Annotated in this window: 9 protein-coding genes; 7 read left to right on the forward strand and 2 right to left on the reverse strand. The window is 44.3% G+C overall.

The genetic code is table 11. The annotated features are described in order from the left end of the window. Positions 1–3 precede the first annotated feature (3 nt). From M1P97_RS11360 to M1P97_RS11390, 7 genes are all read left to right on the forward strand, one after another. Positions 4–1764, forward strand: coding sequence for an alpha-L-rhamnosidase-related protein (locus M1P97_RS11360; RefSeq protein ID WP_249389132.1), 1761 nt, complete (start codon positions 4–6; stop codon positions 1762–1764). Between the two features lie 23 nt (positions 1765–1787). Continuing rightward, positions 1788–3989, forward strand: coding sequence for an alpha-L-rhamnosidase-related protein (locus tag M1P97_RS11365; protein ID WP_249389133.1), 2202 nt, complete (start codon positions 1788–1790; stop codon positions 3987–3989). 108 nt (positions 3990–4097) lie between these two features. After that, positions 4098–5105: a DNA/RNA non-specific endonuclease gene (locus M1P97_RS11370; RefSeq protein WP_249389134.1), complete on the forward strand. Its 1008-nt coding sequence runs from the start codon at positions 4098–4100 to the stop codon at positions 5103–5105. A 161-nt stretch (positions 5106–5266) separates the two neighbouring features. After that, complete coding sequence (locus M1P97_RS11375) at positions 5267–6319, forward strand: efflux RND transporter periplasmic adaptor subunit (protein ID WP_249389135.1); 1053 nt, start codon at positions 5267–5269, stop codon at positions 6317–6319. Positions 6320–6330: 11 nt separating this feature from the next. Further along, complete coding sequence (locus M1P97_RS11380; protein ID WP_249389136.1) at positions 6331–9372, forward strand: efflux RND transporter permease subunit; 3042 nt, start codon at positions 6331–6333, stop codon at positions 9370–9372. Positions 9373–9377: 5 nt separating this feature from the next. Next, positions 9378–10658, forward strand: coding sequence for a TolC family protein (locus M1P97_RS11385; RefSeq protein WP_075557357.1), 1281 nt, complete (start codon positions 9378–9380; stop codon positions 10656–10658). 323 nt (positions 10659–10981) lie between these two features. Then, positions 10982–11518 (forward strand): GNAT family N-acetyltransferase, encoded by a 537-nt coding sequence (locus M1P97_RS11390; RefSeq protein WP_195371542.1) that lies wholly within the window; start codon positions 10982–10984, stop codon positions 11516–11518. A gap of 45 nt (positions 11519–11563) precedes the next feature. Here M1P97_RS11390 and M1P97_RS11395 read toward each other — a convergent pair whose 3' ends face one another. Beyond that, positions 11564–12682, reverse strand: coding sequence for a hybrid sensor histidine kinase/response regulator (locus M1P97_RS11395; RefSeq protein WP_195371540.1), 1119 nt, complete (start codon positions 12680–12682; stop codon positions 11564–11566). A 109-nt stretch (positions 12683–12791) separates the two neighbouring features. Beyond that, positions 12792–13976 carry a glycosyltransferase family 2 protein gene (locus M1P97_RS11400; protein ID WP_249389137.1) on the reverse strand — a complete coding sequence of 395 codons (1185 nt, stop codon included), beginning with the start codon at positions 13974–13976 and terminating at the stop codon, positions 12792–12794. Positions 13977–13981 lie beyond the last annotated feature (5 nt).

The raw sequence follows: 13981 nt of genomic DNA on the forward strand, positions 1-13981 counted from the left end.
ACCATGAAAAAGATACTTATACTCTTTACTTTATTTTGTACCCTGTCGGCAACAGCCCGGCAGCGGGACAGCCGTATACGTGAATATCTTTCTCCAACGCGTATCGTATGGCAGCAACACAGCGAACAAATACAAGATGCCGATAATTTGCTTTTACCGGGTAACGGACAGGCTGGATTGGTGGATCGTACAATCTGTAAATTGAAGAGTACGAAAGGGAAACATCCCGCTATTCTGTTTGATTTTGGCAAGGAACTGCAAGGAGGTATCCAACTTGTAACGGGCGGTTTCCCGGATCATAAACCCATTTCGGTGCGTATCCGCCTGGGAGAATCTGTAAGCGAAACCATGTGTGAGATCGATGGAAAGAATGGGGCGAGTAACGACCATGCCATGCGTGACTGTATCGTTTCACTCCCCTGGATGGGAGTAATGGAAATAGGTAATTCCGGCTTCCGCTTTGCCCGTATCGATCTTATTGACGACTCTACCGAATTGCATTTAAAAGAGGTGCGTGCTATTTCCACTTATCGCGATATTTCATATAAAGGATCATTCCGAAGCAGCGACGAGCGGTTGAACAAGATCTGGCAGACCGGGGCTTACACCGTCCATCTGAATATGCAGGAATATCTGTGGGATGGCATCAAGCGCGACCGCCTGGTCTGGCTGGGAGATATGCACCCGGAAGTCATGACGATCAATTCCGTTTTCGGTTATAATGAAGTCGTTCCCAAAAGCCTTGACCTGATCCGTGAAGCTACTCCGCTTCCCGACTGGATGAACGGGATCAGTGCTTATTCAATCTGGTGGTTACTGATCCAGCGCGATTGGTATTATTACCAGGGCGACAAAACCTATCTGAAAGAACAACAACCTTATCTGAGTGGCCTATTACGTCAGTTGCTGTCGAAAGTAGATGCCAGCGGGCATGAGAAGCTGGACGGATGGCGTTTTCTGGACTGGCCTTCCAGTGAGAATCCGGAAGCAATCAATGCCGGTTTACAGGCATTGGTTCTGCAAGCGATGAAAGCCGGTGGCGAATTGTGTACTGTGTTAGGTGATGAAACCCTGGCTACCGAATGCCTGGAAACAGCAAAAAGAATGATAAAGGTTGCCCCTCAGGTAACAAAAACACTACTTAAGTCGAAAATAGCACCGGACGCACCGGGTTCTAAACAAGCTGCTGCTTTACTGGCATTAGCCGGACTGATGAAACCGGAAGAGGCCGACAAAAAATACCTTTCGGTAAACGGAGCACAAGGCTTTTCTACTTTCTATGGTTATTATATGTTGCGTGCCATGGCAACTGCCGGCAACTATCAGGGTGCGATAGATGTGATCCGTCAGTATTGGGGAGCGATGATCGACTTGGGGGCTACTACGTTCTGGGAAGATTTTAATATGGCCTGGTTGCCTGATGCAGCAGCTATTGACGAACTCGTTCCGGAAGGGAAGAAAGACATTCATGGCGATTATGGCGACTATTGTTATAAAGGCTTCCGTCATAGCCTGTGTCATGGCTGGGCTTCCGGTCCGACAGCTTGGCTGAGCGAATATGTACTGGGTGTACAGGTTGTGGAACCCGGTTGTCGTGTAGTTCGTATCACTCCGTATCTGGGAGATTTGGATTGGGTGGAAGGTACTTTTCCTACACCTGAAGGAATCATTACTATCCGCCATGAAAAAGGGACGGACGGCAAGATAAAGAGCGATATAAAAGCTCCGACGGGTGTACGGGTAATTCTGGAAAATAGTAAATAGTATATACCTTAAATCGCAATGAGATGAAAAAATATCTTCTGTTACTCGCATGTATCGGTATTTTCGCTTCAGCAGAGACAAAAAACGACTGGAAAGCACAATGTATCAACACAGAACGATGTCAAAGTGCAAGCAACACCTGGTTAGCTTATCGTAAGACCGTATCTATAGATGAAGTACCGACTACTCTGACAGCCCATATCGCTGCCGACAGTAAATACTGGCTGTGGATCAACGGACGTATGGTTGTCTTTGAAGGCGGTTTGAAACGTGGTCCTTCTCCCTACGATACCTATTATGATTCGGTGGAGATTGCTCCTTATCTTGTTTCAGGAGAGAACACGCTTGCTGTTTTGGTGTGGCATTTCGGAAAGAATGGTTTCAGCCATGTCAACAGTGGAATGGCTGCTTTATTGTTTGAAGCCATTGCACCCGGAGTAGAGATTATTTCGGATAAGAGTTGGGCATGTTCCGTTTATGATGCTTATCAAAATACGGAAGCTCCTTTCCCGAATTATCGCTTGTCGGAAAGTAATATCCGTTTTGATGCCCGGATAGCAATGGATGGTTGGAACCGGCCTGGTTTTAACGGTGGTTTCCCGGGTGCAGAAATTGCGTGTGTAGTAGGAAAGGCTCCATTGGGTAAGCTGGTGGAACGTCCGATACCGATGTTTAAAGATTTTGGTTTGAAAGCATATCCAAATGTTCGGCAGTCGGCAAAGGGTGATACTTTGTTCTGCCGCCTGCCTTACAATTGTCAGTTCACACCCTATCTGAAAGTGGAAGCATCCGAAGGCAAGACGATCCATATGCAGACTGATAACTATCGGGGAGGTGGTCCGGAAAATATTCGTGCCGAATACATCACTCGTAAAGGAGTACAGGAATATGAAAGTTATGGATGGATAAGCGGCCACGAAATGTGGTACATTATCCCTGAAGGTGTAAAGGTATTGGATGTGAAATACCGTGAAACGGGATATGATACCGAATTTGCCGGAGCTTTCCGGTGTAACGATCCTTTCCTGAATGAACTATGGAAGCGTTCAGCCCGTACATTATATATAACGATGCGCGACAACTATATGGACTGTCCCGAACGTGAGCGTGCTCAGTGGTGGGGAGATGAAGTGAACGAACTGGGTGAAGCTTTCTATGCTTTGTCTACCTCTTCTCATCAATTGGCCGTAAAGGGTATCCATGAGTTGATGAACTGGCAGCGTGCCGATGGTTCGCTGTTTGCTCCGGTTCCTGCCGGTAACTGGTCGAAGGAACTACCTTTACAGATACTGGCTTCTGTCGGTTGGTACGGTTTTTATACCCAATATTATTATAGCGGCGACAGTACTTTCATTCCGGCTATCTACGACCGTCTGCACCGTTACCTGCACGAAACCTGGAAGGTCGACAAAAGCGGCCTGCCTGTTGAACGTAGCGGAGAATGGAGCTGGGGCGACTGGGGTGAACAGATAGACATGGGAGTACTGACCAATTGCTGGTACTATCTCGCACTGAAAGCAGAAAAAGTTTTTGCCCTTCAATTAGGGAAGAAGGCCGATGCCGATGAGATCGGCCGTATGATGTATAGCATTGAGAAATGTTTCAATACGAAGTTCTGGACAGGAACAGCCTATCGTTCTCCCGGTTATCATGGTGAGAATGACGACCGGGCACAGGCAATGGCTGTCCTTTCCGGTTTGGCCTCGAAAGATAAATATCCTTTTATATTGAAACTGCTGAAGAAAGAGTATCATGCCAGTCCGTATATGGAAAAATATGTACTGGAGGCTCTTTTCCATATTGGGGCTCCGGATGTTGCGTTGCAGCGTATGCGGGATCGATATGCCGGTATGTTAGGTTATAAGGAATATACGACCTTGTTTGAAGGCTGGGGAGTAGGAGTCGATGGCTTTGGTGGCGGAACGATCAATCATGCATGGAGTGGTGGTCCGTTAACACTACTCAGCCAGAAAGTCTGTGGCATAGAGCCGACTTCGCCCGGATTTAAAACTTTCCAGGTAAAGCCCCAGATGGGTTCTTTGACAGAAGCGTCAGCTACGGTAGCGACTCATTATGGTGAAATCAAAGTAGATTTACGGAAATCGGGGCGTAATATTCTTGTTGAAATTCAGGTACCCGAACAAACAACTGCAATAGTGATTTCGCCCAAAGGAAAAGCTTATAAAGTTGGTCCTGGAGCCCACAATTTAAAGTGTCCCTTTTAATACGGGCACTTTTTATAGTAATATTGACGAATAGATTTAAGATTTATATATTGTTTGGTAGCCTCACATTATCTACTTTTGCCGGGGATAATGTGAGGCTATTGGTCGATGGTGAAAGGAAAAAGTAAAACAAAGTCGAAATCGAGGAAGAAGAAAAAACAGGTATCATCGTTTGTTCTGGCTGTCAAACGGGTATTTGTCGCTATTTCTATACTGCTTGCCTGTCTGATAGGCGTTTTATTTTTATATGATTATCTGTATCCTGTAACCGGAAAACAACCAGTTGTGAAGGAACAGCAAAAAACAGTTGCTAAAGAGCAGAAGAAGCCTGCAACTCCGAAAAAGCCGGTTCCTGAGCAAAAGAAAAAAGATGAGTCATCCTCAATAAAGCCTCCCCGTCCCAAAACAACGACCTTCAAAATCCCAGCAAACGCAGAGATACCCAAGTTGCAGGCTAAACGGTCTGAACAGGTAATTCGCCATGAAGGATATACCGTATCATATAATTCTGATTACAAAATAGCAAACTGGGTTGCCTATGAATTGACTCCCGAAGAAGCAAAAAGTAAAAAGACGGAACGTTCGAACAAGTTCGTTCCTGATCCGTTGGTAAAAGGAGCTACTGCTACCAACGATGATTATACCCGTACGGGCTACGACCGTGGCCATTTGGCTCCGGCGGGTGACATGAAATGGTCGGCTAAAGCAATGCGCGAATCGTTTTATCTGAGTAATATTTGTCCGCAGAAGCCGGCATTGAATCGTGGAATCTGGAAAGATCTGGAAGAATTAAGCCGGATGTGGGCGAACGATTACGGAGCTTTATTGATTGCTACCGGTCCTGTTATGACAGACGACATGAAGCGTATGGGAAAGAACAGGATAGGAGTACCCGGTGCATTTTACAAAGTGATTTGTTATGTTTCCGGCGATGAGTATAAGGCTATCGGATTTATTTTTGAGAACAGGGACTATAAGAATACAGCATTGAGATCTATGGCAATCCCTGTTGATAGTGTAGAGAAAGTAACGGGAATAGATTTCTTCCCGGCCGTTCCTGATGAACAGGAAAAAGTAATGGAAGCAAAAATTGACTGGGACAGTTGGTCCTTTTAATTATGTACAAGCAAATGGTATTCCGCTGATAAAAAGGTAGGTAATATCCGAACAATTATAAAAAAATGAATGTTGTAATGCTATGACTTAACACATAGTATTATATGACTTTGTATTAGCATATAATTAACAAATAACTAAATAAGTAAATGCAAGTTATCATGAATGGTAAATTAATTCCCGTTTTTGTATTGGCAGCATTGATGTCTTGTAGCCAACCGCCGGTGAAAGAGCATGGGCCTCGTCCGGTAAAGTTGACTGAAGTAGCATCATTAAATGTGGTGGAGAAATCGTTCAGTGGTGTAGTATCTCCTGACCAGTTCAGTGACCTGGCGTTTAAAATGTCCGGACCATTGATCTCCCTGAACGTGGAAGAAGGGCAGAAAGTACGTACCGGACAAATAGTAGCAGAAATGGACCCTCAGGATTTCAAGTGGGATTTTGAAGCAAAGAAGGCTTCCTTCCAAACTGCACAAGCCCAGTTGCAACGTGCTGAAAGACTGCTGGCGAAGCAAGCGATCTCCCAGCAGGAATATGAAACGACAAAAGCTTCTTATTCCAATGCCCAGGCTGCATTTGAAAACTCTCAGAATACATTGGAGCAAACCAAGCTTCGTGCTCCCTTTGACGGTTTTATCCAGAAGAAGTATGTAGAGAATTATCAGAAGGTACAGATGGGGCAGGGTATTGTCTGCCTGATTAATCCTAATAAACTGCAAATCCAGTTTACAATGCCGGAAACGAACATTACCTATTTCTCGACTCCTTATACGATTTATGTGGAGTTTGACAACTATAAAGGCATCCGTTTCAAGGCTAAAGTAAAAGAATATGTGGAAGCGTCTCCCGACGGTTCCGGTGTTCCTGTATTCCTGTATATCGACGATCCTGCATTCGATCTCAATAAGTATAAGGTAGCCGTAGGTTTCTCTTGCCGCGTTGTACTGAATATCGAAAGCCAGAGTTTCAACGAAGGAGCTGTATTAATACCCCTGTCTGCTATTGTTGCCGACGAAGCGAACAGTAGCGATAAGTTCGTTTTTGTCTTTAATCCACAAACCCAGCAGGTTGAACGCCGCAAGATCACGGTAAGAGAACTGGTTGGTAAAGACAACGTGATCATTCTGCAAGGATTGAAAGCCGGAGAACGTGTCGTTACTGCCGGAGCAACCCGCCTTGTAGACGGACAACAAGTAAAAGTATTAACAGATTAAGAAGATAAACAATGAATATTCCAAAATATTCCTTAGAGAATAGTAAGATTATATACTTCTTTCTGGCTGTGATGCTGATTGGCGGTATATACTCTTTCTTCAAACTGCCGAAGAAGGAGGACGCCCCCTTTGTAATCAAACAGGCTGTGTTGGTTACGCAATATCCGGGAGCAACTCCTTTTGAAGTGGAAAAACTGATTACCGAACCGATCGAAAGAGAGATACAGTCTATGTCGGATGTGTATCAGATTAAGTCGGAGTCTTATTTCGGGATGTCGAAGATATCGATCGAATTGCAACCGACGCTTGCACCTGACTATATGCCTGTTAAATGGGATGAACTTCGCCGTAAGGTGGCAAATATAGAACCCCGCCTTCCGAGCGGTGCCTCTTCCATATCGGTCAGTGATGACTTTGGTGATGTATTCGGTATCTATTATGCCTTGACTGCCGATGATGGATTTACTTATGACGAACTGCGTGACTGGTCGCAAAAGATCAAGACTGAATTGTCTCCGGTACCTGGCGTACAGAAGGTGTATCTGTTTGGTGAACAGACACAAGTTGTCAATGTAAGGATCTCGGTACCGAAACTGGCTAACCTGGGGATTGACCCTAACTCTATCCAGCAGGTACTGCAAACACAAAACCTGTTGGTCAATACCGGTGATATCAATACCGGCAGCTATCAGTTGCGGTTGAGAACTGAGGGTACTTATAAAGATATACAGGATATACGCGACCAGTTGATTGTTACCAAAAGTGGAGGTGAAGTGCGTCTGGGTGATATTGCTATTATTGAACGTGGCTATATGGATCCTCCTTCCAACCTGATGCGTGTGGACGGCAAACGAGCTATTGGTATAGGGGTGGCAACAGGACCGAATGATGACGTAGTGGCTGTCGGTAATGATGTCGCTGCCCATCTGGAAGAAATGGAACGGCTTTTTCCTATCGGCATGGATTTGAAGACCATCTATCCGGAAAATAAGATTGCCGATGAAGCGAACAACGGCTTTATCCTTAACCTGCTCGAATCGTTGTTGATCGTTATTGTAGTGATTTTCCTTGTAATGGGATCGCGTGCCGGCATGCTCGTGGGTAGTTCGCTGCTCTTCTCCGTAGGGGGTACATTGCTGCTTATGCTTATCTGGGGTGTCGGACTGAACCGAACTTCGCTGGCTGCATTTATCATCGCGATGGGTATGCTGGTGGATAATGCGATTGTGGTAACAGATAATGCGCAGGTAGGTATCAAGCGTGGGTTATCCCGCTACCAGGCTTTGGTAGACGGAGCAACCAAGCCACAATGGGCCTTATTGGGTGCAACCTTTATTGCAGTCTGTTCATTCCTGCCGATGTACCTGGCACCTGCCGCTGTAGCCGAGATCGTTAAACCATTGTTTATTGTATTGGCTGTATCGTTAGGCTTGAGTTGGGTATTGGCATTAACGCAAACTACGACTTTCGGTAACTTTATCCTGAAAGAAGCCAAACCGGGTGAAGCGAAAGATCCTTACGATACGAAACTGTATCATAAGTTTGAAAAGGTTCTGGCCCGTCTTATCAAACGCAGATGGGTAACCGTTTCTTCTGTCGTTGCGACCTTGTTCCTTTCTTTATTTATTATGGGGATCATGCCGCAGAGCTTTTTCCCGATCATGAACAAGCCTTATTTCCGTGCCGACCTGATCTTCCCGGAAGGTTACAGTATCTACGATGTAGAGAAGAGCGTGAAAGAGATTGAAGGTTACCTGAGTAATAATAAGAACATCAAATCGTACTCATTTACCCTGGGAGGTTCCCCGGTTCGTTATTACCTGGCAAGTTCGTCGGTGGGACCGAAGCCTAACTTTGCGAATGTATTGATCGAAACTCAAAAGGCGGAAGATGCACAAGCGGAAGAAGGTAAATTCTACGATTATATGGTAGCAAACTATCCGAACATCCTGACTCGTTCGGCCCTGTTCGCTTTGTCTCCTGTGCCCGATGCCGCTATTGAGATCGGTTTTATCGGAGATAATGTGGATACTCTGGTGGCTTTGACGGAGAAAGTCAAGGAGATAGCCCGCCAGTACGACCAGGTGATGGAAGTGCGCGATAGCTGGGGCAATAAAGTTCCGGTATGGAAGCCGTTGTATTCGCAGGAAAAAGGTTTGCGTCTGGGTATCACCCGTCAGCAGGTGGCTTATTCCCTTCGCTCGGCAACGAACGGTGTTCCGCTCGGTGAGTACCGTGAAGGCGATGTCTTTATGCCTATCCTGATGAAGGATGCCGACCGCGACTCTATGAACCTGAACGATATTAAGACGTTGCCGGTTTATAGTGCCAAAGGACGTTCAGTCAAGGTAGAGCAGGTAATCGACGATTTCTCTCTCGATTACGAATACAATGTGGTAAGGCGTTTCAACCGTCAACCGTATATGATGATGCAGTGCGAGCCGAAACGCGGTGCCAACACGATGGCTGCATTCAGTCATCTTTGGACGGAAGCCCAAAAACAAATACAGGTTCCCGAAGGTTATAAGATGACTTATTTCGGAGAACAAAGTGAACAGGATAAAGGTAATAAGGCTATTGCAGCTAACATTCCTTTGATGTTTGGTCTGATCTATATTACCTTACTGTTCCTCTTCCCGAAATATTACCGGAAACCGGTATTGATCATGGCAATGCTTCCGTTGATCTTTATCGGGGTAGTATTGGGATTGTTGGTCTTCGGAAAGTCTCTCGACTTCTTTGCGATGTTGGGACTATTGGGGCTGATCGGTATGAACATCAAGAATGCCATTGTGCTTGTCGATGAGATAGGTCTCCAGATGGATAGTGGACTGGCTCCTGTCAATGCTATCATAGAAGCGACCAAGACACGTATCGTGCCTGTGACGATGGCTTCGGGTACTACGATCCTGGGTATGCTTCCTTTGTTGGGGGATGCGATGTTTGCCGGTATGGCGGCTACGATTATGGGAGGTTTGTTTGTATCGACTATCCTGACCATCTTCGTGCTTCCGGTTACCTATTGTATATTCTTTAAGATTAAATCGGAATAAGTAATATGAAAAGTAAACTGATAATAGGTTGTATGCTGTTGGGTGCTTTATCTGCGAATGCGCAGGTACAGCCCATCACAGCAGCCGAATATAAAGAAAAAGTGCTTGAATACAGCCGTCAGATCAAGCAGAGTTCCGAAGAACGGATCGCTATGCAGCACGCCATTAAAGCTGCTAAGACTGCATTCTTCCCGGCGGTCGATTTCTCCGGTAGTTACCAGTACCGTATTAATAAGTACGAATTGATGCCGGGTTATGAAATGGATCATAACACTTATAGCCTGGGAGCAACTGTCAGCCAGCCTATCTATGCCGGAGGACAGATTTACAACAACTATAAGGCTGCCGAGATACAGGGACAGATTGCCACTGAGGCGGAAGAACTGACGACCGATAACATCGTTTATGCCGCCGATATGAACTACTGGTCGGTAGCTGCCCGCAAAGGGATGTATGATGTAATGACCCAATATGTCGATATCGTACAGGAGTTGGCCAACGTGTTGACGCTTCGTTTCCAGGACGGACAAATCAGTAAGACCGACCTTTTGCAGGTACAGGCCCGCCTGAAAGAGGCGGAGTTGAACAAAAGTTCTGCCTATAAAGATTATCAGATCGCCTTACAGAATCTCAACGTCCTGATGGGAGTTCCCCCGATGGAAGAGGTGGCTATTGCCGACTCCATCACAATGGATCAACCGTTGCCTCTGCGTGTGGGTGAGTCTGCAGCGTTGGATAATCGTCCGGACTTTCATATAGCCCAGTTGAATATCGAGTATCAGAAACGGCAGATCAACCTTTCCAAGGCAAAGTATAACCCGAACCTGTCCGTCGGATTTCAGGGATCATGGGGAACTCCTATGCTGAACATGAAAGGTTCCGACCAGCTATGGACACCGGCAGTCTTTGCTTCTCTGAAAATACCTTTGTTCCGTTGGGGAGCACGCTTCAAGGAAGTGAACTCGCAAAAAGCGATCCTGCGCAGCAAAGAGTATGCGATGGACAATACCCGCGATCAGATCGGCCAGGAAGTAGCTAATGCCTGGACCAGTCTGACTGAGAATACCAAGCAGATCGATGTTGCCGAAGATGCCTGCAAAATAGCCGAAGAGAACCTTGACCTGAATACATTCAGCTATAATGAAGGTAAGCTTCCTATTGTCGATGTACTCTCTGCCCAGCTATCATGGATACAGTCTTACAGCAGTCTTATCCAGACCTGGTATCAGCAGAAAGCCTCTCTGGCTCAGTATAACAAAGCTATCGGTATCCGTCGTATGCAGTAACAAACGACCGGATATACAGGAAACGCAAAAGGCGGCTATCGGGAAATACAACCCGGTAGCCGCTTTTTTTATTGTTTACGTCCTTCCCTTTTAGAGTAAAGCATACTATCAATTAGTTCAAGAGTCCCGACCTACTATCGTTACCCTGTACATCCTGGACGATTATCCTGTACACCCCGGTTTATCAGCCTGTACAGGGTAGTCGGCCAGGGTGTACATCATAGCAACAATAAGTCCCTTCTTTTCATATAATAAGTAGTGACTTATTGATTAGTTTGTCATAAGCTTTATCTTTGTGCCTGCTTAAATAAAAAAAGAATCGTATGGAGATTGTAAGAATAACAACAACGGATGCATTGCTGTATAAAGCATTCAGGGAGATATATGATGTTAGTTTTCCTGTCTTTGAACAACGGACTGAAGTGCAGCAGAAGGATGCTTTTGCGGATAGCCGCTTTTATCTGGATTGTTATGTCGGTAAGAATACCGGTTTCTTGCAAGGCTTTATCGCTTATTGGAGATTTGATGGTTATATATATGTGGAGCATTTCGCTATTCATCCGAATGAGCGTGGTAAAGGTTTGGGTGGATTGATCCTGAAAAATCTGATAGAGCAGGAGGGTGGACGTGTACTATTGGAGATAGACCCTGTGGTGGATAGTATATCTGCAGCCCGGTTACGTTTTTATCAGTCGTATGGATTTGTGGAAAATCCGTTTCCGCATATTCATCCGGCTTACAGAAGTGAATATCCGGATCATTCGTTAGTTGTTTTATCTACGGAAGGTGAGATGACCGCCTCTGAATATAAGAAATTCGCTTCCGATCTGAATGTGATAGTAATGAAAAAGGGAATGTAACGAATACATTCCCTTTTTCAATTTCTTTTCTATATTGAATGGTATTTATTCTTTATTCAATGCTTTAAGGGAGAATAAGAAAGTTGAACCTTTACCTTCCTCCGACTCGAACCATAATTTACCATCATGCAGTTCCACGAAGTCTTTACAAAGCATCAATCCCAATCCCGAACCTTTTTCGTTGTTTGTTCCGTAAGAGGTAAAATGCGTGTTGGCTTTCAGCAATTTCTCCTGGTCTTCTTTCTTAATTCCTTTACCGGAGTCTTTTACGCTGACAATTACATTATTACCTTCAATACTAGTCGAAACTTCAATTGTGCCTCCTTCGAAACTAAACTTGATCGCGTTTGAAATAAGGTTTCTGACCACTGTCTTTATCATGTCTATATCGACAGAACCTACCAGTTCCTTATCTACATTTATCAACTGCAGGCTAACGCCTTTTTGGGCAGCCATCGGAATGTAAATTTCAGCGGTACTGGAAACCAAGCTGTTGATATCAGCCTCTTGTTTATATATGTTCTGCTTTTTCAGGCGGTTCTTTGCCCATTTCAACAAGTTGTCAAGCAGGAGGAAAATCTCTTCTGATGTTTTATTCATCATCTGAAGCATTTCGAATACTTCAGGGCTGACTTGGCTCTTGTCTACCATCATAAGGATAGCGTTATTCATCATTTTCAAAGAACCGAGTGGAGAACGAAGATCATGTGCTATAACAGAATAGAGTGTATCGCGTGATTCGATTGTATTTTCCAGTTCCTGTTTTATGCGTTTAATACTAAATAGTTCATAACGGTGGGCAACGCGTTTGACCAGTTCTTCTCTTTGGAAGGGTTTTGTGACATATTCGGTAGCTCCTAACTGGTATCCTTTCACTATACTCTGCATATCACTAAGTGCAGACATGATTATTACAGGAATATCATTGGTGTCCGGGGCGCTCTTGAGGTGTTGTAATACCTCGTATCCGTCCATTTCCGGCATCATGATATCTAGTAGTATGAGATTGGGATGTTTGTCATGAGCAATGCGAAGAGCTTTGGCGCCGCTGTCACAGGTCAATAGTGTATATCCTTCTTTTTTTAATATAGCCTGTACTAACATGACGTTGGTTGGAACATCGTCTACGATCAATACAGTATACTCTGATGCTAAATTATCCATATTAATTTACACTTTTCTTGATATTCAATCACTATCAGCACACAAATGTATTAATAATGTTTGAATTTACAGAGGTTTTCATTATCGCATTTTAGAAATATTTTTCTTATTATATTCTCTTTGCTTTTTCCCAGGCCCCATTCCCTTTATTTCCAGCTAAATAGAAAAATCCTCTTATGACATTTATATTCATAAAAGAAAAGTAATAAGGAATGAAAAGCAGTTTATTCCGCAAGTTTCGCCGCTCCAACAAATAGCCTGCATAAGCCATTATATAGAATGCGACTTGTAAAAGTAGTAAAAATATATATGTAAACTCACTCTTACATGTTAATATTATATTTAAAGGGATTAACAGGAATAAGACAATCGGTGTAATGGTCCATCGTAAGACCCGGTGGCTTATGAACTGGAAGCTCAATGTGCCGTAACGGAATATGTTAAACAAGCTCCGTAAACGCCATACTGATTGCAAACCGCCTGCAGCAATGCGTATTTTACGCTTTTCTTCTTCCTTCATATTCAATGATGCAGTCTCAGTTGCGTAAGCTTCTTTGCAATAAGCGATTTTATATCCTTTCTGTGCAATACGGAGAGAGAGGATGAAATCATCCAGGAGTGTGTCGGGCGGCATTTGTTCAAATAGTTCAGTTCGTACGGCAAATAGTTCGCCGGCAGCTCCTACAGCGGAGTATAATCGATAATCCAGTGCTTTCAATGCCGATTCATATTTCCAATAGATTCCTTCTCCGGCAGTTGCACCTTGTGCGGTTGCCGTTTCAACTCTTTTTTCTCCCGCTACGCAACCGACTTTTGGATTGGAGAATTGACGGACGATCTCTGTGATCGCATCAGCATTCAACATTGTATTGGCGTCTGTGAAAACAACATAAGGAGTGGTCACATGCTGTATTCCACGGTTTAGTGCAGCTGTCTTTCCTCTGCGTTCCGGTTGAAAGAGTACGGTTACTTCCGGATATTTTTTCAGGTATTCATTCGTATGATCGTTTGAGCCGTCGGTCACCCAAACTATTTTTAGTTTGTCGACAGGATAGGAGAGAGCATGACAGTTCTTCATCTTGGCCGCAACAATATCCTCTTCATTGTATGCGGCAATGAAGAGGGTTACTTCGGGGAGTGGATCTGTTAAATCGTATCTGACCGGTTTATGAAATACTTCTTTTATCCGTACCAATATATATAATAATATACCATATCCGAGATATGTGTAGAAAACGATAAATATTCCTATCCAGAATAGCCATTCCGAAACTACATAGAATCCTGTTTCCATAATCA

The organism is Parabacteroides leei, assembly GCF_023369805.1.
In the GTDB taxonomy this organism is placed as follows: Bacteria; Bacteroidota; Bacteroidia; order Bacteroidales; family Tannerellaceae; genus Parabacteroides; species Parabacteroides leei.